A 24,941-nucleotide genomic window follows, 5' to 3' on the forward strand; every position below is an offset into this window, starting at 1 on the left:
TTGTAATTTAATCAATCCGCTTGTAATTTTCGGAAAACGTTCGGTTACCCTCCGAATCAACCGTAATTTGGCTGAAGGAGTCCTCGTTTAAAATGAGTTCAAATGTAAAGTTTCTCATGGTATCCAAGGCCTTCATCATGTCGTCGTCCCCGTATTCGATAACCTCAATCAACGAGTTGTCAGTTACCTTGTATGATCCGTAGCCAAACCTTCCGTTGGGTTCGTCCGGAACATATCGGGTCCACATAATTTTCTCCTTGGAATACATTTTAACCTGTCGGTAACCATCCGATTTTTCAATCGTATCTATGACGTTTTCGCCGTCATAGTTGTAAAAACTCTCTAATTCCCACGTTCCTTCAATGCTAGGGCTGTTTGGATAAGGTCCTGTAAAGCTTACTGCCATCAAGAGAACCAGGATAAATGCGAAAAGTAAAACTGATTTTTTCATAGTGCCCTACCTTTTAAGTTCCTAAATGTGATATCTAAAAGGTAAGAATAAATTTTAACAATATTAAATTATACCCCATATAAATTATGTAAAGTGTATTTTTAAGTGTTTTTTGTTGATAAAACCATAATGATAATTCAGTTTTACTGAAGAATATAACAGGTAGGAAATTGGGTGGAGGCCATAGCACGTTTTTTAGGGCAACAAAGTGTCCAACGCAATCCAGAGTTGTTCTATATCTTTTTTGGTATGATAGGCAGATAGTACAATGCGGCTGACCAAAGGTCCGTTCGCATCCGGGTAGTTGAAATTGGTGAACAAAAATCCCTTTTGTTCCAATCGCGAAGCCAAGGCGGCGTTCTGGAATTCAAATGTGGGATGACCCGGTAAATGAACAAAGAAGCTCGGGGATTTCAACTGGGAACGAAAATGATGATAGTTTTCCCCTAAAATACGTAAGCGTTCCGAATAAAGGTCCTTAGCTCCCAATAGCGTGGCCATAAAGGCTGGTGATGCAGGACTGGCACCACCAAAAAAGGGGGTAGATTCCAACACTTCGATGTCCGTTGAATTCCCAAATACAGCTCCTGCCTGTATCCCCATGGCTTTTCCAAGTGAACAGCAGACCAATAGCTTTTGTGCCCCCAATGTTTGTAGCATCCCAAAACAACCGTTTCCATTACTCCCAACAAGACCGATACCGTGAGAGTCGTCCCCCACCAAAATCAGTTGTTCCAAAGGTAGTTGGCGTAATCCATCAAAGTTGGGGTACAGTTTACCGGAAAAGTCGATGGTATCAAAAAGGATAACAGGGGCCAAAGCGTTTTTGGATAATTTTTGGGAAACCAAGGTTTCCAATTCATCAAAACTTTGAGTTGTCATTACCCCATTAATGCGAAGCGCAGTGTGCGCATCGGGGGTTGCAATGACCGGATGCCCCTTTTTGATAAAATGATCAACGACCAATTGTGCAGCCAAATAGCCGCTGGACATACTCAAACAGCCCTCACTGCCTACCCAATGGGCCAAGTGGTCTTCCGTTTCTTTATAAATGTCCAATGCAATGTTCGCTTTGCGCGAAGCGCCGTAGTGCATGCCAAACTTGGATACATTTGTAAGGTAAAGCTCCTTGAAGGGAGCATAATTTTGAAGGCCTAAATAGGCCGTACCTCCAAAATAGAGGTAGGATTGTCCATCAATTACGATTTCCCTATCCGGTATGCGCTGAACCGAATGTGCCATTAGAGCAATTCTATGCCGCTACCGGGCAGTTCTGGAAAAACGACTCGTCCACCTTCCAAAATGGTTACACCCGTGGCAATATCGCTTTTTAACAGCATTGCGCCATCCATATCTACATAGTCCAATTGCGGCAATAGTTGGGCGATGGCCGATATACCTACAGTAGACTCTGTCATGCAGCCCACCATCAACTGTAGTCCGAGTTCTCTGCCTTTTTTGATCATGCGTCGCCCGGGCGTCAAACCACCACATTTGGTCAGTTTGATATTGATTCCATGAAAATAGGGCCCACATCGCTCTACATCCTCCTCCACAATACAGCTTTCATCGGCAATTACGGGAAGTACCGACTTTTCTTTTACCAGTGTCATACCTTCCCAATCATCAGCCTTGAGGGGTTGTTCCAAAAATTCCACGCCCAATTCTTTCAATAATGGTGCATTTTTAATGGTTTCCTCCGCCGTCCATGCGGTATTGGCATCAATTCGGAAAATACTATCGGTGTGCTTGCGCAGTTCGCGCACTATGGCGACATCATCAGAAGTACCCAATTTGATTTTGTACAGGGGCCAAGGTTTTTCTTGCAGTTTGGCTACCATTTTTTCGATGGTATCTATACCAATCGTGTAATTGGTCATTGGATATTTGTCAACAGAGGTACCCCAAAGCTCATAAAGCGGTTTTCCCCGAAGCTTGCCGTACAGGTCGTTGGCGGCCAAATCCAAGGCGCAAAGGGTAAATTTATGGAGATGGAGTGATTCCAAAAACTCGTAAAACCTTTCCGGAGTGTCAAAATCATAGGCTTCAATTTGACTTCTGACGCCTTCGATTTCGGCCATCATCCCTTCAATGGTAATTTTGTAGTAATCGTTGGAAGTCGCTTCCCCGTATCCTGTTTTGCCATTTAGGGAGAGACCTACAATCAGAGTGTCTTGTTCGTCCCGTGATTCCCTGGAAATGGTAAAGGTATGGGCAAGTTGGAGTATATATTTTTTAAGGACTATCTGCATCTAGAGATTAAATATTTTAAGACCAAAATATAACATATTTACTTAGTCATGCTTTTCTTCAAATATCATTTTTGTTTATTCTAGCAATACATTTTGAATTTTTGAAGGGTTCGAATAAGGCAATCGATGATTGCTCCATCATTTTACTTAATCTAGCTTTTCCTATTTTTTCTGATAGCTCAGTATTTCCGTATAATTCACTGATGTTTTTTGCATCTCTGAACTTGTCAAAATCTTTACTATTGGGCAATTGATTTTTAAAATTCCGAAGCATATCTTCAATTGCGTTTATCAAACGTAGTTTTGATTTATCATCAAAAACGACATAATAAAGGCTCTCTTCGTATCCTTCTTTTGTATTCTGTTTGTTTTGAAAGTTTAATCCTTTGTTTCCATGAATACTTACTGCAAAAAGCTCCGTGTTTAATTTTGTATAAAGTGTTTGTCCTGTCCAGTCTTCCTCTAATTCGAATTCTTCATTGTTATAATAGAGGTTAAGAATGAATAGTGCTGATAGAATATGAATAAGGTTTTCAAGATTAGCTTGTTCTATAAATTTTGCTCGATCATGTTTTATGTTTTGATAGGCAATATTCCAACGATAATGTTCTTTTCCTTTTCTCGGGTTCAATATCTTAGAAAATGGTTTAAAATCAGTCTTAGAAAGATGAATATTTTCAGAGCTGATTTTAATAACTTTCTTACTCAAACTCCATTTCTTATCTAGAACCTTCAAGGCATCATCATAAGTTAATCTATCATTCTTCTTGCCCCCTTCTTTATAATAAAGCTCTTTCGATATTGACTCAATCTCGATGGCGGCTCTTAAAATCAATTCAGAAATTTTATAGGAATAAGTTTTTAGTTGATTATCATCGATAAAGATATTGAATGATAATTTCGTAAATTCTTTTTCTAGATTTACGTAGACAGGCCAAAAGATGTTCGATTTTTCGTTTTTTAAAGGAAAAATCATCTCATAATTAGGAGATGATTTTTTGGCCATGGTCAAATTATTTTAATAACTTCTTTTACTTGTCTAAGATAGGACTTCACCAAGACATAATAAAGACAAAAGCCCACCGAAAACTCGGCGGGCCTTTGCATATTTAAAGGGAATTGGATTAATATTTGCTCACGCTTCCAGAGACGGATTTTTTGGTCTGTACGCTGGCATCACCGGTGTACCGTATGTCTGCTCCGCTGCTGGCATCGGCCACTAGGGATTCTGAAACGTTTACCGAAATGTCGGAACCGCTACTGGCATCTGCATTGCACCTTTTTACCATAAGGTCCTGCGCCTTAATATCGGAACCACTACTTGCATCGGCAAAAAGGGCATCTGCCTGACCTGATATTTTGATATCGGCGCCGCTACTGGCATCGGCGGAAACTTCTCCGGCAACCAGCTCTACGTGCAAATCGGAACCGCTACTGGCATCCAGTTCAATATTCTGGGCCTTAACTACATTTTGTGCGATAAGGTCGGCCCCACTGGAACTCTCCAAAGCTGTGATTTCCGGTAAGGTTACGTAAACGTTTTTGGTGGCCCTGCCAATGTTTTCGATGGCATGGATTCGTAATCGTCCATCTTTGATATCGGTTCCGATAAGGTCGATAATGTTCTCGTCGGCCTCCACGGTGATATTGAATTCGGAACCTTGGGTAACAAATACGTCTATGCCCTCCGAGGCGGACACCACGTCAAAGTCTTCCTTTACATCGCGGCTTTCTTCCACGATTTCACCGTTTCCGGTTTTTCCATTGCCAAAATTCACATCCATCATGCAGGAGGATGCGAAGAGGGATAGGAGTACGGCGATTGCTAATCTTGCTAGTGTTGTCATGATTGTTGTTTTTTTATGCTCAGCTTGACTGGGTATATCTCAGCTTGACTGGGCATCTTGATTGATGTTGAGATTGATTTTAAAATTACTGAAACAAATTCAGTGTAAATGTCTGATAATGTGCTTTATTTTGGTATTTAAATCTACTGAATTGACGAAATAAGCGACTCAATTGTTACTTTTTTCGTTGGCCTTCACTTTTACGCCGTCTTCATTGATCTTCATCTCAAAGGAATCTTGGTCGTCCTTAATGTCGATATCGATACCATCTTCGTTGATAATGATCTTGCCCTTGCCGTTTCTATCCTCTTCGTCGTCATCTTCGGGGCAATCCAAGCATTGCAACTCTCCGTCGTCATCCATCAACCAGTATTGGCCTGCAATACCGCTTCGGTAGTATCCTTGGTCGTTATCGATTCCCCTGCCAATATAGCGGCTGGTGTTGTCGTCGAAATAAACGGTCTTCCCCTCTGGAACATAAATGGTAACGGTCACTTCTTGGTTACGGGCTTTGTTTGATGTATCCGTGGTCAAATACTTGTCCAGTAGGATCTCGTTGCCAGTTAGGCTATACCCGTAGGAGATGTTTTTGGCTCGGTCCCTCGCGGCCAAGGTGGAGTTTCCATCGGCATCTTTTCGAATATTGATGCTGATGGAGTCACTTTCGGCCCTTCGTATTTTGATATCCACTTCGTCCGATATCAAAATCCGATTGTCGTTGTCGTCATATCCAAAGGTCATTCGGCCAAAATGGATATCTTCCCGGTCGTATTCCCTAAAACCGTCCTTCATGGTGATCATCAAGGTGTCGGAGGGTATTTCGAAAGCCAGTTCTGTTCTTTCGTTTACACTTCCGGTGTACGAGAACTCAGCAGCTTGCCGTATGCCGAACACAATCAAGGTGCCCACGGAAATCAGCCAGAGACCCAACAAAGCGAATTTGGCGATATTTCCGATGGATTTTAGGTTGTTCACCAAAATCTTCAAACCTAAATATAGGACGAAGAAGAACGGAATGCCTACGGCGAAAAACAACAGGATGGATACCAACCAAACCGGCGCGCCGGAGGTGTTCACGATTTCGTAAAAATCTACACCTGGTACATTTACGGCATCGAACATACCTACGGTAAACAGTCCGAAGAACAAGCCTACCAGAGTGGATGCCCCAATAATGATCAACAATATGCCTATGAACTTGCCAAATACCTTGAACAGGAACAGGATAATGTCCCCGATGGTATCGAAAAAGGTCTTGGAGCCGCTTTTGACCTTGTTGCCCACTTTTTCGTAGTCAACGTTTTTTACTTTGTCTGCAACATCATCAAACCCCTCTTTAACTTTGCGTTCTATATTGCTGATGTTGACGGGCTCCCCCCGCATGTCCAATTTTTGGGAGGTAGTGGCGGCCTCGGGAACCAAAATCCATAGCAGGATGTAGGCGATGAGCCCAAAACCACTGGTAAATACGGCCAGTAGGATAAAGATTAGCCTTACCCAGAGGGCATCGATGCCCAAATAGTGTTCCAAACCGGCACAAACACCACCAATATATTTATGGTCGATGTCGCGGTACAATTTTTTGGCCCGGGTTACGGGTTGTGCGTAGCTCTTTTTGGGTTCGTCCTCAAAAATGTCCTCGTCCACCATGTAATCTTCGGGCTGTCCCATTACATCAATTACCTGATCTACCTCTTTGTTGGTGATCACTTGGCGTTCGTTTTCCATTTTCTCGAGAAAGAGTTCGGCTATCCTGGCCTCGATATCGGCAATGATCTCGTCGCTGCCCTTGGTACCGGAAAAGGAGCGCTTTATGGACTCCAGGTACCGTCTCAGCTTGTTATACGCGTCGTCGTCGATATGGAAGAGCGTATTTGCTAAATTTATATTTACTGTCTTGTTCATTTTTTGATTCTATTTTGTGTTGGTTACCAGATTGACTGCATTTCTAAGTTCATCCCAGGTGCCGTTGAGTTCGTTGAGGAACAACTGCCCTGTTTCGGTGAGCGCGTAATACTTGCGGGGAGGTCCCGATGTGGATTCTTCCCAACGGTAGTTGAGCAGTCCCGCGTTCTTTAGCCTTGTGAGCAAAGGGTATATGGTACCTTCCACTACTAACATCTTTGCGTCTTTCAAGGCTTCCAGAATTTCTGAGGCATACTTGTCGTCATCCTTTAAAATGGACAAGATGCAATACTCCAGAACCCCCTTACGCATTTGTGCTTTTGTGTTTTCTATGTTCATAATTTCATGGTTCTAAATTTATGCTGAACTGGGTTCGGCATCTGATTAACAGTTTTTTCTTGTTCTCCAAACTTGGTTTGGTTTCGTTTCCACTCCATTCCCCTGAATTGGGCAGGGGAGTGGAAACGGTCCTTTGATTGATGATTGTTTCTTTCGTTTTTTGATTGACCCTTTGCTTCGACTACGCTCAGCATAAACTCGCTCAGGGCTAGTGATTAAACTCCTTTTTCTTTGATTGATGATGAATGCTTTGGAGGTGATGAAGCTCCTATATTATTTGATGAATTTTATGGTAAATGGATATTTGAAATATTCCCCTTCGTTGGTTCGTATCGTGGCCAAGATGGTAAATACGATGTTCACCACAGCCAAGGCTACTTGTAAAAAACCGGATATGCCTACGGGCCAGATCAGTCTCCCAAACCTAAAATCGTCACTGTCGATATGAATGTTTAGGTTGTTAAGGTCGCTTAACCCGTGGAACCCGAAAAAGTTCCAATCGAACAAGTCTGGCCAAAACCCGATAAAAAACGGAATAGTGACCAAACCTGCCACGATGGAGTAAAGCAACATACTAATCTGAAAGTTGAGCGCCTGTTTGCCGTTGTAATCGACAAACGCGTGCTCTTTTTTGTTGGCGGTCCACAAGATCAACGGAAGTATAAAATTCCCAAACGGGATAAAGTACTTCGAGAACATGGACGCGTGGATGATCGCGGATAAATTTCGTTCGTGTTTGGTGATAGTAGTTGCCATTTTTTGATTGCTGTTTTTTGATTGTAAAAGGGTTAACCTATTAGCTTACGATGCAAATATATATCCAAAAGATGGTACTATGCAAAACAAAGTACTATAATTTAACATATAATTAACAATAATAGATAACTTCTTTTTACCTATTTTTAGGCTGACATAAATCAAGGATATGGCACTGACACCCAGTAAAATCAATATGTTCACATTTATGAAGCTACCCTCGGCATGGTTGTGCGGAGTGCGTCTAAAATATATTGACGAAAAAAAGGCTACAACCACGGTAAAGCATAAATGGATCAATCAAAATCCATTTAAATCCATGTTTTGGGCCGTTCAGGGCATGGCTGCTGAACTAAGTACGGGCGCATTGGTGATGAACGAAATCCAGAAGAGCGGCAAAAAAGTTTCCATGCTCGTAGCGAACAACAAAGCCACTTTTACCAAAAAAGCTACGGGACGCATCAATTTTACCTGTGAGGATGGCGAACTGATTGCCGATGCCATTAAAAAGACCGTAGAAACAGGAGAGGGGCAAACGTGCTGGATGAAAGCCGTAGGGGTCAACCAAGATGGGGTAGCCGTGTCTACTTTTCATTTTGAGTGGACCGTCAAGGTGAAGGCGTAGCAGGGGTAAAGGGTGAATGCTTAAAGGTCAAACTTTCATTAATGGTGAAAGGATTTTTTATTGAATGTAACAAAACCCAAAACAAAACAACATATAAATACAATAACAACTTACCCAGCGAAGCTGAAAGATACTCAGTCAAGCTGAGCATAAAAAACAATCAAAAAATGAACGCACACGAAATAGACTACCACATTTACGGCGAAGAAATGCAATATGTGGAAATAGAATTGGACCCCCAAGAAGCTGTTGTGGCCGAAGCGGGCAGTTTTATGATGATGGACCAAGACATTAAAATGGATACCATTTTTGGTGATGGGTCCAATCAAGATACCGGGGTTTTGGGTAAACTCTTTTCCGCGGGTAAACGCTTGCTTACCGGCGAAAGTCTGTTTATGACGGCTTTCCTCAATATAGGCCAAGGAAAAAAGAAGGTGAGTTTTGCCTCGCCCTATCCTGGAAAAATAGTGCCGATTGACCTATCCGAAAAAGGCGGGAAATTCATTTGCCAAAAAGATGCTTTTCTCTGCGCCGCCAAGGGCGTTTCGGTAGGTATTGAGTTCTCCAAACGTTTGGGACGTGGTTTCTTTGGCGGTGAGGGCTTTATCATGCAAAAACTGGAAGGCGATGGAATGGCGTTTGTACACGCCGGCGGTACCATGGCGAAAAAGACCTTGGCAGCAGGGGAGACCTTGCGTGTGGATACAGGCTGTATTGTTGGTTTTTCGCAGACCGTGGACTACGACATTGAATTTGTAGGCGGCATCCGAAATACTGTATTTGGTGGTGAGGGACTCTTTTTTGCGACCCTTCGAGGCCCGGGAACTGTGTATGTGCAATCCTTACCATTTAGCAGATTGGCCAGTCGTGTATGGGCCGCTGCGCCACGAGGTGGTGGAAAAGACAAGGGTGAAGGCAGTATCTTGGGTGGATTGGGTGACCTTTTGGATGGCGATAATCGGTTTTAGTTTTTAGTTTTTAGGAGACAGGAGACAGGAGACAGGAGACAGGAGACAGGAGACAGGAGACAGGAGACAGGATTCAGTTGGCAGTATGCAGTTGTTGGTTTTGTAGGATAGTGTGTCAGTTCGAGTGTTTTTTGGCGGTTTTTGAAAAAAAAGAGGCAAAAAATGTATCGAGAAACTTGTTCAGTGGGGTGTTAAGAATCAAGAATCAAGATCCAAGAGAGAAAAGACCATAGAAAATAGACTTGGTTTGATGGGAAATAGTCAATAGGCAGTTGACACTAATTTCACGAATTAGCACGAATAGGGCTCTTTGTCATTTCGAAACGAAGTGAGAAATCTATTGGGAGTCCGAAGACCGAAGTTGGGAGTTGTGAGTTTAGGGTTGCGTGTTTCGCATTGCGTGTTAGTAGGTAGTTGACACTAATTTCATGAATGAGCACGAATAGGGTTCTTTGTCATTTCGAATGCAGTCGAGAAATCTTTACTAGAACCGGGAGCCAAGAATCAAGACTCAGGAGAGAAAAGACGATAGAAAATAGAATTGATTTGGTGGGCAGGTGGAAGACCGAAGACCGAAGACCGAAGTTGGGAGTTGTGAGTTTAGGGTTGCGTGTTTCGTATTGCGTGTTAGTAGGTAGTTGACACTAATTTCACGAATTAGCACGAATAGGGTTCTTTGTCATTTCGAGCGCAGTCGAGAAATCTTTGATGGACGTAGGAAGTCGGAAGTAGCGTGTTACGAGTTAGGAGTAGGCAGTAGGTACAGGGTCGCTGAGCGTTGGCCATTGAACGTTAGCCATTGAGCGAAGTCAAAATGAGTCGAAATGAGTCGAAGCGAACTACTTACTAGCTAAAAAAATTCCGTATCTCCCGCCAACTGGTAGGAGTACGGAAAGATGCTGTAGTACAATTAAGAATGAGATTCCGAAGCAAGTTCGGAATGACGGCCCTGCAACCGCACGGAATAATACTGAAACCTGCCTTTGCCGCAGGCAGGCGAGTTCAGCACAAAGAAAACCACCGGAAACCCGAAAGTCGCCGATGGTTAACTGTGCCCAAAGGGCTGTAGATCGTATTGACTAGGGGTTAGTTACATTCCAATTGTAAATCACCTCCAGTAAAGTTCCAGTTGTTATTTGCCAGCACTCCTAACGCTTCGACAACCTCTGGACCACAAATGGTTCGTGTGCCCATTCCAACAGTCAAACCGCCAGGTCCTCCATTGGTGCTTACGTAATTGGCCCAGCCAAGTATGGTTGCGTTCATGCTTTCGATGCTCATCCCATTATCTCCATTAAATAAACCTGTCAAATTTGGTTCGCTTACGAACTCCCAAGCCCCTAAGTTTTGGTCAAAGGCAGCTGCATCCCGAAGCATATTGCTCATGTCGGTCACACTACTTACATCCCAACCACCGATGTCTTGGTTAAAGGCGGTAGCTCCATCAAACATGTTGCTCATATTGGTAACGCTGGTTACAGTCCAACCAGAAATGTCTTGGTTAAAGGCTGTGGCTTGCTTAAACATAAAACTCATGTTAGTCACATCATTTACCACCCAACCGGAGATATCTTGATTAAAGGCTGTTGCGCCTTGAAACATAAAACTCATATCGGTAACATTGCTGACGGTCCAGTCAGAGATATCTTGATTGAAGGCAGGGGCAAACATAAACATCTCAGCCATATTGGTTACATTACTTGTATTCCAATTTCCAATTTTACCGTTGAACTTTTCAGCACCTACGAACATCGATTTCATACTTGTTACTTTAGATAAATTAGGAACATCATTAGCACTGAAGCCTTCCAGGTTTGGACAACCAGTAAATGCAGCAGTCATGGTTTGCCACTCTCCAGTCCCCCATTGTACGACATCGACCAATGCATCCCTTGATTCCTGTAAACCATCGTCCGGCAAAAGATTATTTTGTACATGATACATTTGAATCGCAGGAAAGGTACCTTTAATGGCTACCAAGTATTCTCCTTCAGCTAAGTATTCATGGGAAGGAAATCCTTCTGTTAGGTTTTCATCCTCAGAATCATCGCCCCAATTGATACTGTAATCATAATTATAGCTGTCGTTGGTTCCGATGGTCAGAGTTTGTCCAGCAGATACGTTAAACTTAAGTATAAAAGAAGCTGGATCATCAAACAAGCTTTCGATCACATTGGTCACCGTAATGACAACCTTGAACTCTACTGGTTCGTTGCTGCCATCGCTTACGCTTAGGGTCAGGCTGTGCTCTGTGGCGGTTTCAAAGTCGAGGTTTTTACCCTCGGCCAAGGTAATTTCCCCATTTTCGGCCACTTGAAAGAGTTCGCTCTCGTCGGTCACGAGTTCAAAGGTCAATTCGTCCTCATCACCATCGTTGGCTTCCACGGTTCCGATCACATCGCCCACGGCTACGTCCTCGGACACTTCAAAGTTTTGGTCTTCGGCTGTTGGTGCTTCATTGGTCGGGTCCACGCCGTTTACGGTCACGGTAAAGTTAGTGGTGCTTGTTGCGGTCTTTCCGCCTACGGTCACGCTCACCAAGCCCGTTGTGGCCCCTGTGGGCACGGTGGCCTTAAGCTGGGTAGCCGTGGCTGCGGTTACTGTCGCCGTAGCGGTACCAATTTTCACGGTGTTGCTCGTCTTCGTAGTGCTAAAATTGGTACCGTTAATGGTAATCTCAGTGCCTACCGGCCCAGAGGGCGGTGTAAAGTTGGCAATGGTAGGGGCTCCTGCAGGTAGCGGAGTGCTCGGTCCGTCGTCCTTGCTACAGGACCACAATACGGTAATGGCCAATACGGACCATAACAATTTTTTGTAATTCATGATTAGAGTTTTTAGAAATAAGGAGCAAGATGGGGTATTTTGGGATTACAAAAGGGTGCGATCTGACGGATGCCCCTTCTGATCTGACGGATGGGCGTTTTGATCTGACGGATTTTTTGGGAAGGATAGAATTTAGACGTGAGAAGTGAGATTTTAGAAGTCGGAAGTCGGAAGTCGGAAGTCGGAAGTCGGAAGTCGGAATTCGGAAGTGACCTGTTTTGGGTTGCGAGTTCAGCGTGAGGATGTCAGTTAGAGTGTTTTTTGGCGGTTTTTGAAAAAAAGAGACAAAAAATGTATCGAGAACCTATTTCGGTGAGGAACCAAGAACCAAGAGTCAAGACTCAGTAGAGAAAAGACCATAGAAAATAGACGGGAATTGGAGGGTAGTTGGAAGACCGAAGACCGAAGACCGAAGACGAAAGACAGGAGTTAAGATGTCATTTCGAACCGAAGTGAGAAATCTATTGGGAGTCCGAAGACCGAAGTTGGGAGTTATGAGTTATGGGTTACGTGTTTGGTGTTGCAAGTTGCGAGTTGGGAGTCAATGGGGCAGTTGACACGAATTTCATGAATGAGCACGAATAGGGTTCTTTGTCATTTCGAGCGCAGTCGAGAAATCTTTGATGGACGTCGGAAGTCCGAAGTCTAGCGTTGCGTGTTTCGTGTTGCGAGTTGTGAGTGGGCAGTTTCCAGTTGAGCCATCAAAAAATAGCCATGCCGATTCGGCTAGCCGAAAGTTTCCAAAAAATTACTTTTCAACCTTCAACCTTCAACCTTTAACCTTTAACCTTTAACCTTTAACCTTTAACCTTTAACCCTTAACCCTTAACCCTTAACCCTTGGATCTTGAACTTGCCCATTGAGTTTGAACTTGAATTTGAACTTGAGTTTTTCAAAGAGATTTCTCAATCGATGCATTGCATCTCATATCGAAATGACTTATTGCCTTCATGCTGAACTGGTTTCAGCATCCCACAAAAATGGATTCCGCATCAGGTATAGAATGCAAAAACCACCGGAAACCCGAAAGTCGCCGGTGGCTCTTTATGTCCTTAATCAGAAATGTACAAAATCGTTATTAGATAGGTTTTAAGGACATTCAATCGATGATTCAACATTAATGATCCATCCATTAAAATTCTCCAAAACAACTTTTGAAAGGTAACCTTCACCACATGCTTCAAGGGATGCCATTCCTAACATAATATCTTTAGGACCATCGTTATTGCTAACAAACTCTTCCCATCCAACTAAAGTGGCATTTACATTTTCTGTACTTAAATTAGTGTTATCCAACATATTTTCCATTTTAGTGACACTACCTATTTCCCACGTACCTAAATTTTGGTCAAAAGCAGCTGCATCCGTGAACATATTTGACATATCGGTGACCATACTAGTACCCCAATTGCTAATGTCTTGATTAAAAGAACTGGCCCCATAAAACATTGCTTGCATATTGGTCACCTTATTGGTAATCCACCCTCCAATATCTTGGTTGAATGAAGTTGCATTGCGGAACATGCTAAACATACTTGTCACGTTACTAGTGACCCATTCGCTAATATCCTGATTAAAGGAAGTAGCACTGTTAAACATACCTCCCATATCCGTTACATTTCCGGTATCCCACCTTCCAATGTCTTGGTTAAAGGAAGCAGCACCTATGAACACTCCGAACATATTTGTTACATTACTAGTATCCCAGTTGCTCACATCTCCATTGAATTTGGCAGCATCTCTAAACATATTTGCCATTGAGGTTGTTTCAGAAAGATTCGGAGGCGTGGTAGCAGAAAAAGCAATCAAATTTGAACAACCAAAGAACGCCATTTCCATACTCTGCCATTTTTGTGCACCCCACTGTACCACATCAACCAAGGCATCTCTGCTGTCTTGAAGGCCATCTTGAGCATCTTGATACATCTTTAATGCTGGAAAGTCACCCTTGATAGCCACCAAATAAATATCTCCATTAAGATATTCGTGCGTTGGATTTTGGAGCGTAAGCGTTTCTTCATCAGAACCATCGCCCCAATCTATGGTGTAGTCGTATTCAAACTCAGGATTTGTTCCAATAGTCAAAGCTTGTCCAGCGGTAACCTCAAACTTTAGAATAAATGATTCAGGATCCTCAAAAAGGTCCTCTATCACGTTTACCACCTTAATATTAACCGTGAATTCAACAGGTTCGTTGACACCGTCGCTTACATGGAGTGTGAGACTATAACCAACAGTGGTCTCAAAGTCTAGACTTTTGCCTTCGGCCAAGGTAATCTCACCATTTTCTGCGACCTGGAAAAGTTCGCTGGCATCTTCTACCAAGCTGTAGGTAAGGGGATTTTCCTCAAGATCTTCAGCTTCTACTACACCAATTACGTCGCCTGCGACCGCATCTTCGGCCACCTCAAACTTTTGTGCTTGGGCTGTAGGGGGTTGATTGGAATTGCCACTATCCGTATTGTCTGGATTTTTAACAGGATTTTCGTTGTTTAGTGGTGAAGGGGTCGGCTCGTCATCTTTGCTACATGATGTCGTATATATCAACGCAAATGTCGCGAGCATTAAGACTGAAATTTTTGAAATTCTTTTCATTGTAAAACTGTTTAAAAATTTAATAGGCGGCCAAATTACATTGTATAAGCTCACGCCAAGGCTACGATCTGACGGATGCAGGCTACGATCTGACGGATGCCCTGTTTGATCTGACGGATTTTTTTGAGAAGATGGATTTTAGGGGTGGAAAATGGGATTTTGGACAGTCGAGAGCTATGAGTTCGGAGTTAAGATTTCATTTCGAACTGTCACCCTGAGCGAAGGTCATTGAGCGAAGTCGAAATGAGTCGAGGAGCAGTCGAGAAATCTTTGATGGAAACAAGAGTCAAGAATCAAGACTCAGGAGAGAAAAAACCATAGAAAATAGACTTAGTTTGATGGGCTGTCGGAAGACCGAAGTTTAGGGTTACGTGTTTCGAGTTAGGATGTCATTTCGAGCGCAGTCGAGAAATCTTTACTGGAACCAAGAGCCAAGAATCAAGAATCAAGAGAGAAAAGAAGATGGAAAATAGACTTGATTTGATGGACAGTGAGCAGTTTGCATTAGGCAGTGGGCAGCATGTACAGGGTCGCTGAGCGGAGTCGAAGCGACAGTAAGGACTAATATAGGGAAACAGTTGGTAGTCGAGCCCTCCAAAAATGGCCATGCCGATTCGGCTTGCCGAAAATCACCAAAAAATCACTTTTTTACCTTAACCCTTAACCCCTGAACTTGCCCATTGAGTTTGAACTTGAGTTTTTTAAACAGATTTCTCCATCGATGCTCCGCATCTCATGTCGAAATGACGTTAGAAAATGGACCAGTATTGGTCGGCAGTGGGAAGAGCAGTAAACATCAAACCCCAAAACACCAAACTCTAAACCTTAAAACCACATAACCATACAAAATCCAATCACCCGTCAATCCAACATCCATTGTCACAAATCCCAAAAAAATCACTTCTTTTGTGGATATGGATTTCAACGACCTGTTCCACTTTCTGGAAGAACTGCAACAAAACAATAACAAGGAATGGATGGATGCCAACCGAAAATGGTACAGATCCCTCCGGAATGATTTCATTACTTGGTTGGATGATCTGGACATGACCGTGGGGCAGCTCCATGATGACTACTACCCAACTCCTGGCAAAAAAGGCATCAACAGAATCAACAATAATTTGATGTTCCATCCAAACAAGCCCATTTATAAAGACCATTTTGGGGCTGGACTGGACAAAGCGCCCAATTCTGCCGACTTTTATATCGAAATCGGCCTAAAACAATGTTTGTTGGCTGGCGGTCGTTGGCGACCGGACTCCAAAACCCTTCGGAGTATCCGTGATGCCATCGATTACAATGGAGAGGAATTGCAAAAGATTTTGGACAAACCTTCTTTTAAAAAAATGTTCCGTGGACTTTACGAAGATGAAAAATTAGTGTCGTCGCCCAAGGGATTTTCCAATGATCACCCACATATTGAATTGTTGCGCAACAAAACCTTCGCTGTGGAGTACAAACTAACCAAGGACCAGGTACTTAGCCTTGATTTTAAGGAAAGAATCATAGCTGTTTACAAAGAAATGCTTCCGTTCCGTCAATATTTGAACCAAGCGGTTACCGTTTAATCCAACTCGTCGGAAGCTTCTATCAAACGAGCGGATAAGTCTGGCCGTTCCATATCCTCATCATAAGGAAACATGGGCCTAATGATTCTTTTGTGACCCAATCGTTGAAGGTCTTGGTCCACGCCACCCGGGGTTAGGGCCATAACCCAATCTCCCCTCATATCATAAAGTTCGGGCACCAAATACCCGATTTTGACCACGACGATGTCAGTTTCACTTGGATTCAGTCCCAAGTTGGTAAAGTCAGACTTTCTATGATAGGGTTTCCTTTTTTTGGTGACGATAATATGGGCATTGTCCACTTTTACCACCACCTCGGTTTCGGCATGCACATCTCCCTGGCGAATAGCGGTTACTTCACCAGTTAATAACAGTGGTGGGGCATATCGGTCATCGATTTCGGCACCGATCGGTGAACTTACTTTTCTGCCGATTCCCACTTTAAGGGCCTCATCCACAAGTTTTGGGCCGGGAATGGAAGCGTAGATCAAAGATTTGCCATTGGGTGCATGGAATTCCTCCCGTTTTAAGAGTTCCGTCAAGGTCCAAGTGACATCACCAGCACCGCCTGCAGTGGGGTTGTCACCCATATCGCTTAGGATAAACGGTTTTTTGTCGCTGGCCATGGCCTGCTCCAACGCCTCTTCGTAGGGCTTTGTAGGAGCAACGAATTCAAACTCCTTGCGGACATCCCAAAAACTATTGGCCAGTTTTTCCGCTCCTTGGGTTACTTGCTCCTTGTCGTCTCCAGTTACCATCACTACAGCATGGTTTCGCGGTTCATCCGCCCATGCGTAGCCAATCCAAATGGCAGCATCTATAACACCTTCTTTTTCTTCCACTTCGGGCACTTGGGCATACAGGCTTTTTCCGGGTTCCACTCGGGTACTTGTTTTTTCACCGGGCAATAAAATAGGAACTGGAACCCACGCCTTGTATTTAGGTTTGCCTTTTCCATTTTCCAGTCGGGACACCAAATTTTCCACAGCACGTTTCTTGGATTCGATGGCGTCCTCGTGTGGGGCCATCCGATAACATGTAATTAAATCGGTATGCTGTGCCAACCGTTTGGACACATTTCCATGCAAATCCATGGAGGTGGAAATCAATACATCAGTCCCGACCACTTCACGAATTCGTTGGATGAGGTCGCCCTCCGGGTCGTCCAGTCCAACAACGCTCATGGCACCATGAATATCAAAGAAAAGCCCATCGTATGGCATGTTTTGTTCCAATAGGGTCAGGGTTTTACCTACCAAGGATTCATAAGCTTCTCGGGTCACCGTACCTCCGGGCAGTGATTTTCCCACTAAAGTGGGAACCCATTCGGCCTGTTGCCTCAAGGTGGAATCGGCATCCATGAATGGATAGCGACCAAAAATGGAGTCCCCTATTTTGGCATGGAAGGCTTCCTCGTGGGTGAGCGCGGGTGAAAAGGTGCTGGACTCAATGCCCAGTCCGGCAATGGCTATTCGGGGCAATTGTGGTTCCGTTTTCTTCTCACAGCCCATCAGTAAGGCAAAAAATAACAATAAAAGTAAAGGGTTGCGCATTTTATTAGGTTTGGTTGGTTTTTGAATCATTGAAGCATAAATATCGGTATAACCTTTATATTTAGAAAAACTTATTCATTTTGGCTAGCGACAGAATTAGAAACATAGAACGGGAACTGCTTTCGGACAACTGGTACTCCCTTGAAAAAATCACTTTTGAATATTTACGCGACGATGGCGTGTGGGAAAAGCAAATCCGGGAGGCGTATGATCGTGGCAACGGAGCGGTCATATTACTGTACAACGTGGAAAAAGGAACGGTGGTTCTCACCAAGCAGTTTCGGATGCCTACCTATGTGAACGGCAACTCTGATGGAATGATGATTGAAGCCTGCGCTGGAATATTGGAAAAGGGCAATGCCGAAGAAACCATTAAAATGGAAGTGGAGGAGGAGACGGGCTATAAGATCGAGAAAGTTAAAAAGGTCTTTGAGTCCTATATGTCGCCTGGCTCGGTTACCGAAATCCTGTATTTTTTTATTGGTGCCTATAAAGATGAAATGAAAATCAGCGAAGGTGGCGGAGCAGATGATGAAACGGAAAATATTGAAGTCTTGGAGCTCGATTTCAAAAAAGCACTTGCTATGATGAAATCTGGGGAAATAAAGGATGCGAAAACCATTATGTTGTTGCAATACGCCCAAATTGAGGGCATTTTCAATCAATAATGTAAGTAGATATACTTTAGGGTAGTATACATTTGTTCCCTGATGACTTGTGAAGGTACCCTAAAATGATTGTTCATAAAACTGAAGATGAGCAATTTACCGGATTTTGTTTTGATGTAGCCGCTCAAATTATAATTATTGCCTACGGAACCGGATTTTGCAAAAAGAAATGGTTCCGTCGTAGGGTCTTCCCATTTTTCCACCGTATGATCGGGTCCCCACATGGGGAAAATAGCGAATAGGCGCTCCTCTGGAAGTTCATTGTGCAATTTTTGAAGGATGTGGACAAACGACCGTGGGGTAAACAGGTTGTAACGCGAAAGCCCTGAACCGTCCACCCAACGTGGCCGCTGCACCAAATCTTTCAAATGGTTATCCAACATGTAATTAATCGCTTTTTGGGTGCTTAGCGTGTCGGAAACCATAGCGGAAGCAGCCAATAGCAATTGTTCGGCCAAAAAGTTATCACTGGCAAACAACATTCGTTTGTAAATAGAGTCGGTTTCTGTTCCATAAATAACCTGTTTCTTCCCTTCGGGAAAATGATCCGATAGGATGATTTTCCTGCCCAAATCTGATTCCAACAATTCCTTGGTTAAGGTATCGCTGGTCATGAAGGGAATCTCCAATGTATCCTGTTCGGTTGGGGATATGTAAAATCGATTATGAAACTCTTCGCGATGTATCGTCGTATCCTTCAGGATGATCTGACTTTTGAAATTTGCTGGGGAAACCTCCAACCCCTCGTTGTGGAAAACCGTGACCACGTTCCCATAAAGCGGCAAAGTCGATTTTTCCGGGGAAAAGTAGGTGTCGTAGTCCTCCCAGGCCCAACCTGGACCATATCGATCCTCTTGATGGTTTTTCGTAAATAGGGCCAGATTTCCTTGTTTTTGGAGCCAATGGATGGCTGTGCTGTCCTTAAAAAAGGGATGCAACCAAGTAGGGTCGCCCGACCCCTCGAAAAAAACGGTGTCGTTCGCTACCACATATCGTAAGGAAGGGATGTTTTTGGGCAATAATTGCAGCCCAGTGTAAAAGGTCGCAATCTTGGTATTGCTGGCGGGAGTGAAGTAGATATCACCGTTCACCGCATAAATTTCCTCACCAGTGTTGGCATCGACGACCACAAGTCCGTGCAGGGAATGCTGAAAGGAGGCGTGGTCCATTTGTTGGTTCAAAGTTCTTTTTAGGGAAGAACAGCCCGTAACCAAGAAAGCTAAGGTCAACGCTTTGAAAATCAAAAAAATGAGTGATTTTTGGTTGGGTTTACGCATAGGAGGCCTTCATCGATTTTAACAACAAGATATTTATTTTTTAACTGGAAGTTAAGTTTTTTAAACGGCTTTTTTGCTAATTTAGAACACAACCTATTGACCCAATTTAATCAAATTATTATGCCTAGAGCTATGTTGGAATACACCAAAACTGTCCTGCAAAAGGTGAGTTTTGATGCTAAACTTTTTGCTAGGGAACTTCAAAAGGCAATTACGAGACTATTGCCCAATGAAGTGGAAGAGCTAAAAATCTGGTTGCAATTTTATATTGTGGACAAACCAGAATTGCGATCAACGTTATTACTATTGAAAACTTAAACACGAACTGAAGAGCCGCTGAAAAGCGGCTCTTTTAATTTTTGGCCAAAGGGCTGATGATCTTCACATCCTGAAAGGCAATGGCGCCCCGAACAATGCTCGAAATGACTTCCCGGAGTGCATCCGTAATCTGTATTTTAAGCTCGCTCTTGTGGTAGATCATACTTATTTCCCTAGCGGGTACCGGATTTTTGAAGGTTTTTAAGTTCACCCTTTTTTCCTTGTCCAAATGCAGCGTGTTCAGATAGGGAAGCAGGGTCATGCCCATGCCCTCATCGGCTAAGCTTACCAAAGTTTCAAAACTGCCGCTTTCTATCTTAAAATGTTCGCCACGTAGGTTCTGGGATGCCTTACAAAGGTTAATCACCCCTTCACGAAAACAATGGCCATCTTGAAGTAAAAGCACATCGCTTACGTCCAAGTGCTCGGTGGTCAACAACTCTTCGGAAGCCAAACGGTGGTTTTTGGGCACATAGCCCACAAAAGGCTCATAATAAAGGGGACGTTCCTTAATAAATTCAATTTCTAGGGGGGTAGCCGCAATCCCTGCATCCAAATGGCCGTCCAAGATGTTTTTGATCATGGTTTGGGTAGATTGCTCCTTGATAATAAGGTTGACCTTTGGATATTTTTTGATGAAAGCGTTCAAAAACATGGGGAGCAGGGTGGGCATTACCGTTGGAATGATGCCCAGGGTGTAGTCCCCACCGATGTAACCTTTGTCTTGATCTACGATGTCTTTGATGCGTTCTGCTTCTGCAACAATATTTTTGGCCTGTGCCACGATTTTTTTTCCGACTTCCGTAATGGTGATGGGCTTTTTGCTTCGGTCAAAAATGAGAACATCGAGTTCGTCCTCCAACTTTTGAACCTGCATGCTCAAGGTAGGCTGCGTCACAAAACTTTTCTCTGCGGCCAAGGTGAAATTCTTGTGCTCCGCTACGGCCAAGACATATTGTAGCTGGGTAATGGTCATCCAATAATAAGTTTAGGACATAAAAGTATGAAAAACCATCAGTCTAATCTATAGAAAATCTGGAATCGTGAATGACAGTGGCCCTAAAACAAAAGCCTGCACTATGGCAGGCCTTCGATTAATGTTTGGTTACTTTTATTAGAACCGGATATTGAGATCCAAATTCTCATTAGCGACCTGGAATTGGGCGCTGTTGAAGTTCGGCGGACCCATCGTCATGTCGTTACCGGACATTCCATAGCTTTCTTTGGGCATTCCGTTTGGCTCATAATCCATGCGCTTGTTTCCGTTGGCATCGTGTAGAGCCATTATGGCATATGTACCAGGAGCAACATTGGTAAAGGTCATGGTCACTTTTCCATCTTCAATGTCGCTTTGCAGATTTTGTATTCCCGGACCTTTCATAAAAGTTTCGGCGGTGTGCAGTCCCAAAAGTACTTGACCTTCATTGCTCTGTACATTGTCGATGGTTACGGTAATATCCACACCATTGTTGTCTTGCGCAATGGCGATCATACTTACCAAGAAAAAACTTAAAGCTAGTGTTACAGTTTTCATACGATTTGTTTTTGATGATTTGTATGCCCCAAAATTGCTACATGTGCTTGCCACATCAAATTCAAGTTGACTGAAATGTGGAATTTTTGGAGTGAACTGCAACGGAAAAATGGCATGTCAATTCAGTTGTAAAAAACGACAACTGGGTATTTGGTTTTGGTTTGGCTGAAAACACCGAGGCATTTTTGTCCCATCAAACAAAACGAACAGTCATGAAAAATACCATTTATATCATCCTTATCCTATTTAGTTCTGGAACGGTGCTCGCGCAGCATACTATTTCAGGAAGGGTAACGGATACCAAGAACAATCCTATCGAGGGAGCCAACATTTATTTGGAGGGTACCTATGATGGTGCCTCCTCCGACGCCCAAGGGAAATTCACCTTTGAAACCGCCGAAGAAGGAATGCAAACCTTGGTGGTTTCCATGTTATCCTACGAAACGCATTATGAGGCTGGAGATATCTCCTTTTTCACCGATATGGAAGTTAAGTTGTTGGAGTCCTTTAATTCGTTGGATGGGGTCACCTTGACCGCTGGAACCTTTGAAGCTGGGGACAATTCCAAGGCGTCGGTATTGAAGCCTTTGGACATTGTGACCACGGCCGGTGCTGCTGGGGACTTTGTGGCAGCATTGCAGACCTTGCCAGGAACCACAACGGTGAACGAGGACGGCCGCTTGTTCGTTCGAGGAGGTACCGCCGATGAAACCCAAGTCTTTATCGATGGGCTCCGTGTTTTTCAACCCTTTAATGCCACTGCCAACAACACCCCGACCCGGGGTAGGTTTTCACCTTTTTTGTTCAAGGGTATCTCTTTTAGTACAGGGGGGTATTCCGCTGAGTATGGTCAGGCCCTGTCCAGTGTACTATTATTGAATACCACGGATGTTCCGGTTCAGGAGCAGACGGATATTTCCATTATGAGCGTAGGAGGTGGTATCGGACATACCAAAATATGGAACGAAGAACAATCGCTGAGCCTTAACATTAATTATATAAACCTTTCTCCTTATGAAGAATTGATTCCCTCCACCCAAGGTGTGCGCTGGATAAGTCCGTATGAATCCATTTCCGGTGAGACTGTGTTTAGGAGCAAGGGCGAAAAAAGTATGTTCAAGCTTTATACTGGTTTTAACCATGCCAACTTGGATATAGAGCAAGAGGACATCAATTTTGATGACTTTGTGCGGTTCCAGTTAAAGAACAACAATTTGTACTTCAATGCGTCGTACAAGTACTATTTTGAGAATGATTGGAGCCTTATCTCCGGAGCTTCCATTGCTTGGGACACCAACGATATCGGCATTATGGAAAATCAGGTCGATACCAAGGAAGCCTCCTCTCACCTGAAGTTGAAAGCTAGAAAAAACTTTAGCAATCGGTTCGATTTGAGTTTTGGGGCGGAGTATTTCCATACCGATTACGACGAAACCTTCGAGGATGCATCCAACAATCGGTTTGAAAATGGTTTTGTGGACGGTCTTTGGGCCGCTTTTGCGGAGTCCGACATCTTTTTGTCCCATCAATTTGCGATGAAGTTGGGTGTTCGGGCCGAGCAGACGAGCCTATTGGATGAGTTTCAGTTATCCCCGAGGGCATCATTGGCCTACAAACCATGGGAAAATGGGCAGTTTTCCTTGGCTTACGGTGATTTCTACCAGCGACCGCTCACCGAGGTGGTGAAGTTTGATGCGGAAGTGGGCATGGAGAGGGCGACCCATTATATCTTGAACTATCAATATATCAACAATGGTAAAACTTTTAGGGCCGAAGCTTATTATAAGGATTATGATGGGTTGGTTCAATTCAATACTGAAATGCCACAGTTCAATTCCGTCTATACCAATGCAGGGGGTGGCTATGCGCAAGGAATCGATGTGTTTTGGAGAGATAGTAAGAGCATCAAAAACTTGGATTATTGGGCATCGTATTCCTATTTGGATACGGAAAGACAGTATAGGAACTTTCCGGAACAGGCCACTCCCAATTTTGCCCCCAAACACAACTTTTCGTTGGTTACCAAATATTGGGTAAACGATTTGAGGTCACAAATTGGTTTTTCATACGCCTATGCTACCGGTAGGCCTTATGACAACCCCAATACCGCTGATTTTATGGGGGAACGTACAAGGCCATTCAACAATTTGAGCTTCAACTGGGCCTATTTGATCGACCAACAAAAAATACTCTACTTTTCGGTGAACAATGTATTGGGTACCAATAATATCAGTAACTATCAGTACGCGAATACACCTAATTCTGATGGGGTTTTTGATAGGAGGGCCATTACTCCGCCAGCGGACAGTTTTTTCTTCGTTGGGTTTTTCTGGACCATCAGTACCGATGGAAAAAGCAATCAACTGGATAATTTATAGGTCACTGCTGCATTTTCAAGTAATAGTCTACCGAATGTTTTCCCGAACCGTACACCGCAAAAAAGAGCGTGGTCAGCAGTACAATAATGGCCAGCATAAGGTTATTGGTGTCCATCTGGCCCAAAAAATTGGTGAGGATGGCCCCCAATAGGATAGGCAATTGTGCAATGGCCGCCCAACGCGTAAGCAATCCCACAACAATCAGTAATCCCCCTACAAAGTGGGCCGGAATTAAATAATGTAGAAAAATCATACCGCCCGGCCACTCCTGAAAAGGACTTGCGAGCCGTTCCATCTCTTGGTAATTGTTCATGAATTCGATGCCTTTTACGAAAAAGACAACGCCCAGCAAGACCCGAACAAGGTCGAGTAGGAGATAGGTATGGGCATTTGCCCATTTATTGAGCTTTTTAATGAGACCCATGGCGAAAAGTTTAAAGTGTCTTTATAAGGTACTCATTTTTAGTGATATATGACAGGAAAAACGATTAAACCTTTCTTTTGGCGGGGATTTGTACAACTTCCCCTGCTAAATGGGTAGGGTTCAGTTGATGTTAAGCTCCATTTGAATATCACTCCTACTATAAGGCGAAGCAATTTGGGCCATTTCGCGAAAGCCCAGCTTTTTGTAAAGGGATAGGGCAGGGCCCAGTTTTCGGTTGCTTTCCAAAAACAGTTTTTTAGCTCCCAATTCCTTTGCTTTGGCGATGATATGTTCCCCTAACAGCTTTCCAATGCCCTTTCCCTGTGCTTTTGGGGATACTCCCATTTTGGAGAGCTCAAAATCGTAACCTTCATGGGGGCAGGGAATCAGGGCACAGACGCCAACGGCCACGCCCTCCCATAGTGCTACGGCAATATAACCTCCTTTGTCCAGAATATATTCTTTGGGATGGTTCAGTGCTCGCTTATCCATCTCTTCCAACTCAAAATATTTTACGATCCATTCCTCGTTGAGTTGTCTAAATGCGTCTTGATAGGCATCCGAATAGGGGGTTATGCTGACAATTGTGTTCATTTTGGGAGATTTCCAGAGGTTTTGTGCTCAAAAATAGATCTAATTAAAATCGCATTGATCCATTGA

22 protein-coding genes are annotated in these 24,941 nt (G+C 43.5%); 6 read left to right on the top strand and 16 right to left on the bottom strand.

Going from position 1 to position 24,941, the window contains the following annotated elements; translation table 11 throughout:
* Window positions 1-7: 7 nt before the first annotated feature.
* From RBB12_RS06165 to RBB12_RS06200, 8 genes are all read right to left on the bottom strand, one after another.
* Window positions 8-451, bottom strand: a complete 444-nt coding sequence (locus tag RBB12_RS06165) for a hypothetical protein (protein WP_179384082.1) — start codon at window positions 449-451, stop codon at window positions 8-10.
* A gap of 195 nt (window positions 452-646) precedes the next feature.
* The gene (locus RBB12_RS06170) at window positions 647-1,693 is read right to left on the bottom strand and encodes an aminotransferase class I/II-fold pyridoxal phosphate-dependent enzyme (protein ID WP_306013241.1); all 1,047 of its coding nucleotides are present in this window, start codon (window positions 1,691-1,693) and stop codon (window positions 647-649) included.
* The gene (locus RBB12_RS06175) at window positions 1,693-2,703 is read right to left on the bottom strand and encodes a dipeptide epimerase (RefSeq protein WP_306013240.1); all 1,011 of its coding nucleotides are present in this window, start codon (window positions 2,701-2,703) and stop codon (window positions 1,693-1,695) included. Before RBB12_RS06175 ends, RBB12_RS06170 begins: the two co-directional genes overlap by 1 nt.
* 58 nt (window positions 2,704-2,761) lie before the next feature.
* Window positions 2,762-3,709 carry a hypothetical protein gene (locus RBB12_RS06180; RefSeq protein WP_306013239.1) on the bottom strand — a complete coding sequence of 316 codons (948 nt, stop codon included), beginning with the start codon at window positions 3,707-3,709 and terminating at the stop codon, window positions 2,762-2,764.
* A gap of 118 nt (window positions 3,710-3,827) precedes the next feature.
* On the bottom strand, window positions 3,828-4,550 hold the full coding sequence (locus RBB12_RS06185; protein WP_306013238.1) for a head GIN domain-containing protein: 723 nt from the start codon (window positions 4,548-4,550) through the stop codon (window positions 3,828-3,830).
* Window positions 4,551-4,718: 168 nt separating this feature from the next.
* The gene (locus tag RBB12_RS06190) at window positions 4,719-6,455 is read right to left on the bottom strand and encodes a PspC domain-containing protein (RefSeq protein ID WP_306013237.1); all 1,737 of its coding nucleotides are present in this window, start codon (window positions 6,453-6,455) and stop codon (window positions 4,719-4,721) included.
* A gap of 9 nt (window positions 6,456-6,464) precedes the next feature.
* Window positions 6,465-6,794 carry a PadR family transcriptional regulator gene (locus tag RBB12_RS06195; protein WP_036385693.1) on the bottom strand — a complete coding sequence of 110 codons (330 nt, stop codon included), beginning with the start codon at window positions 6,792-6,794 and terminating at the stop codon, window positions 6,465-6,467.
* A gap of 273 nt (window positions 6,795-7,067) precedes the next feature.
* Entirely contained in the window at window positions 7,068-7,550 is a 483-nt protein-coding gene (locus RBB12_RS06200; RefSeq protein WP_179384077.1) for a DUF4870 domain-containing protein, read from the bottom strand.
* 169 nt (window positions 7,551-7,719) lie between these two features.
* On the opposite strand from RBB12_RS06200, the gene RBB12_RS06205 reads away from it, so the two are divergent.
* Window positions 7,720-8,175 carry a DUF4442 domain-containing protein gene (locus RBB12_RS06205; RefSeq protein WP_306013236.1) on the top strand — a complete coding sequence of 152 codons (456 nt, stop codon included), beginning with the start codon at window positions 7,720-7,722 and terminating at the stop codon, window positions 8,173-8,175.
* Window positions 8,176-8,342: 167 nt separating this feature from the next.
* Window positions 8,343-9,143, top strand: a complete 801-nt coding sequence (locus RBB12_RS06210; protein ID WP_179384075.1) for a TIGR00266 family protein — start codon at window positions 8,343-8,345, stop codon at window positions 9,141-9,143.
* A gap of 1,086 nt (window positions 9,144-10,229) precedes the next feature.
* Here the strand turns inward: RBB12_RS06210 and RBB12_RS06215 are convergent.
* Both RBB12_RS06215 and RBB12_RS06220 read right to left on the bottom strand, forming a co-directional pair.
* The gene (locus RBB12_RS06215) at window positions 10,230-11,966 is read right to left on the bottom strand and encodes a BspA family leucine-rich repeat surface protein (protein ID WP_306013235.1); all 1,737 of its coding nucleotides are present in this window, start codon (window positions 11,964-11,966) and stop codon (window positions 10,230-10,232) included.
* Between the two features lie 1,089 nt (window positions 11,967-13,055).
* Window positions 13,056-14,561, bottom strand: coding sequence for a BspA family leucine-rich repeat surface protein (locus RBB12_RS06220; protein WP_306013234.1), 1,506 nt, complete (start codon window positions 14,559-14,561; stop codon window positions 13,056-13,058).
* 914 nt (window positions 14,562-15,475) lie between these two features.
* On the opposite strand from RBB12_RS06220, the gene RBB12_RS06225 reads away from it, so the two are divergent.
* Complete coding sequence (locus RBB12_RS06225; protein WP_306013469.1) at window positions 15,476-16,129, top strand: DUF2461 domain-containing protein; 654 nt, start codon at window positions 15,476-15,478, stop codon at window positions 16,127-16,129.
* Here the strand turns inward: RBB12_RS06225 and RBB12_RS06230 are convergent.
* Window positions 16,126-17,682 carry a M81 family metallopeptidase gene (locus RBB12_RS06230; protein ID WP_306013233.1) on the bottom strand — a complete coding sequence of 519 codons (1,557 nt, stop codon included), beginning with the start codon at window positions 17,680-17,682 and terminating at the stop codon, window positions 16,126-16,128. The two genes, RBB12_RS06225 and RBB12_RS06230, sit on opposite strands and share 4 nt — an antisense overlap.
* A gap of 80 nt (window positions 17,683-17,762) precedes the next feature.
* On the opposite strand from RBB12_RS06230, the gene RBB12_RS06235 reads away from it, so the two are divergent.
* Window positions 17,763-18,350, top strand: a complete 588-nt coding sequence (locus RBB12_RS06235; RefSeq protein ID WP_306013232.1) for an NUDIX domain-containing protein — start codon at window positions 17,763-17,765, stop codon at window positions 18,348-18,350.
* On the opposite strand, the gene RBB12_RS06240 is transcribed toward RBB12_RS06235, so the two are convergent.
* On the bottom strand, window positions 18,344-19,627 hold the full coding sequence (locus tag RBB12_RS06240) for a D-alanyl-D-alanine carboxypeptidase (protein WP_306013231.1): 1,284 nt from the start codon (window positions 19,625-19,627) through the stop codon (window positions 18,344-18,346). The genes RBB12_RS06235 and RBB12_RS06240 overlap by 7 nt on opposite strands.
* Before the next feature lie 120 nt (window positions 19,628-19,747).
* Here RBB12_RS06240 and RBB12_RS06245 point away from each other — a divergent pair, with 120 nt between their 5' ends.
* Window positions 19,748-19,945: a hypothetical protein gene (locus tag RBB12_RS06245; RefSeq protein ID WP_179384070.1), complete on the top strand. Its 198-nt coding sequence runs from the start codon at window positions 19,748-19,750 to the stop codon at window positions 19,943-19,945.
* Window positions 19,946-19,979: 34 nt separating this feature from the next.
* Here the strand turns inward: RBB12_RS06245 and RBB12_RS06250 are convergent, their stop codons facing one another.
* Together RBB12_RS06250 and RBB12_RS06255 are read right to left on the bottom strand one after the other, a co-directional pair.
* Window positions 19,980-20,921, bottom strand: coding sequence for a LysR substrate-binding domain-containing protein (locus tag RBB12_RS06250; protein WP_179384069.1), 942 nt, complete (start codon window positions 20,919-20,921; stop codon window positions 19,980-19,982).
* A gap of 138 nt (window positions 20,922-21,059) precedes the next feature.
* Window positions 21,060-21,479, bottom strand: coding sequence for a DUF2141 domain-containing protein (locus RBB12_RS06255; RefSeq protein WP_306013230.1), 420 nt, complete (start codon window positions 21,477-21,479; stop codon window positions 21,060-21,062).
* 212 nt (window positions 21,480-21,691) lie between these two features.
* Here RBB12_RS06255 and RBB12_RS06260 point away from each other — a divergent pair, with 212 nt between their 5' ends.
* Entirely contained in the window at window positions 21,692-23,857 is a 2,166-nt protein-coding gene (locus tag RBB12_RS06260) for a TonB-dependent receptor (RefSeq protein ID WP_306013229.1), read from the top strand.
* A gap of 1 nt (window position 23,858) precedes the next feature.
* Here RBB12_RS06260 and RBB12_RS06265 read toward each other — a convergent pair whose 3' ends face one another.
* Window positions 23,859-24,281 (bottom strand): DoxX family protein, encoded by a 423-nt coding sequence (locus RBB12_RS06265; protein WP_179384066.1) that lies wholly within the window; start codon window positions 24,279-24,281, stop codon window positions 23,859-23,861.
* 120 nt (window positions 24,282-24,401) lie between these two features.
* Window positions 24,402-24,875, bottom strand: a complete 474-nt coding sequence (locus RBB12_RS06270; protein ID WP_306013228.1) for a GNAT family N-acetyltransferase — start codon at window positions 24,873-24,875, stop codon at window positions 24,402-24,404.
* Window positions 24,876-24,941: the final 66 nt, after the last annotated feature.

It is taken from the genome of Allomuricauda sp. MMSF_3307 (genome assembly GCF_030733585.1).
Taxonomy (GTDB): domain Bacteria; phylum Bacteroidota; class Bacteroidia; order Flavobacteriales; family Flavobacteriaceae; genus Flagellimonas.

What these genes read in the sequence shown, in the direction of transcription:
- RBB12_RS06165 (WP_179384082.1), bottom strand. Translation starts at nt 451, where the DNA reads ATGAAAAAATCAGTTTTACTTTTCGCATTTATCCTGGTTCTCTTGATG.
- RBB12_RS06170 (WP_306013241.1), bottom strand. Translation starts at nt 1,693, where the DNA reads ATGGCACATTCGGTTCAGCGCATACCGGATAGGGAAATCGTAATTGAT.
- RBB12_RS06175 (WP_306013240.1), bottom strand. Translation starts at nt 2,703, where the DNA reads ATGCAGATAGTCCTTAAAAAATATATACTCCAACTTGCCCATACCTTT.
- RBB12_RS06180 (WP_306013239.1), bottom strand. Translation starts at nt 3,709, where the DNA reads ATGGCCAAAAAATCATCTCCTAATTATGAGATGATTTTTCCTTTAAAA.
- RBB12_RS06185 (WP_306013238.1), bottom strand. Translation starts at nt 4,550, where the DNA reads ATGACAACACTAGCAAGATTAGCAATCGCCGTACTCCTATCCCTCTTC.
- RBB12_RS06190 (WP_306013237.1), bottom strand. Translation starts at nt 6,455, where the DNA reads ATGAACAAGACAGTAAATATAAATTTAGCAAATACGCTCTTCCATATC.
- RBB12_RS06195 (WP_036385693.1), bottom strand. Translation starts at nt 6,794, where the DNA reads ATGAACATAGAAAACACAAAAGCACAAATGCGTAAGGGGGTTCTGGAG.
- RBB12_RS06200 (WP_179384077.1), bottom strand. Translation starts at nt 7,550, where the DNA reads ATGGCAACTACTATCACCAAACACGAACGAAATTTATCCGCGATCATC.
- RBB12_RS06205 (WP_306013236.1), top strand. Translation starts at nt 7,720, where the DNA reads ATGGCACTGACACCCAGTAAAATCAATATGTTCACATTTATGAAGCTA.
- RBB12_RS06210 (WP_179384075.1), top strand. Translation starts at nt 8,343, where the DNA reads ATGAACGCACACGAAATAGACTACCACATTTACGGCGAAGAAATGCAA.
- RBB12_RS06215 (WP_306013235.1), bottom strand. Translation starts at nt 11,966, where the DNA reads ATGAATTACAAAAAATTGTTATGGTCCGTATTGGCCATTACCGTATTG.
- RBB12_RS06220 (WP_306013234.1), bottom strand. Translation starts at nt 14,561, where the DNA reads ATGAAAAGAATTTCAAAAATTTCAGTCTTAATGCTCGCGACATTTGCG.
- RBB12_RS06225 (WP_306013469.1), top strand. Translation starts at nt 15,476, where the DNA reads ATGGATTTCAACGACCTGTTCCACTTTCTGGAAGAACTGCAACAAAAC.
- RBB12_RS06230 (WP_306013233.1), bottom strand. Translation starts at nt 17,682, where the DNA reads ATGCGCAACCCTTTACTTTTATTGTTATTTTTTGCCTTACTGATGGGC.
- RBB12_RS06240 (WP_306013231.1), bottom strand. Translation starts at nt 19,627, where the DNA reads ATGCGTAAACCCAACCAAAAATCACTCATTTTTTTGATTTTCAAAGCG.
- RBB12_RS06245 (WP_179384070.1), top strand. Translation starts at nt 19,748, where the DNA reads ATGCCTAGAGCTATGTTGGAATACACCAAAACTGTCCTGCAAAAGGTG.
- RBB12_RS06250 (WP_179384069.1), bottom strand. Translation starts at nt 20,921, where the DNA reads ATGACCATTACCCAGCTACAATATGTCTTGGCCGTAGCGGAGCACAAG.
- RBB12_RS06255 (WP_306013230.1), bottom strand. Translation starts at nt 21,479, where the DNA reads ATGAAAACTGTAACACTAGCTTTAAGTTTTTTCTTGGTAAGTATGATC.
- RBB12_RS06260 (WP_306013229.1), top strand. Translation starts at nt 21,692, where the DNA reads ATGAAAAATACCATTTATATCATCCTTATCCTATTTAGTTCTGGAACG.
- RBB12_RS06265 (WP_179384066.1), bottom strand. Translation starts at nt 24,281, where the DNA reads ATGGGTCTCATTAAAAAGCTCAATAAATGGGCAAATGCCCATACCTAT.
- RBB12_RS06270 (WP_306013228.1), bottom strand. Translation starts at nt 24,875, where the DNA reads ATGAACACAATTGTCAGCATAACCCCCTATTCGGATGCCTATCAAGAC.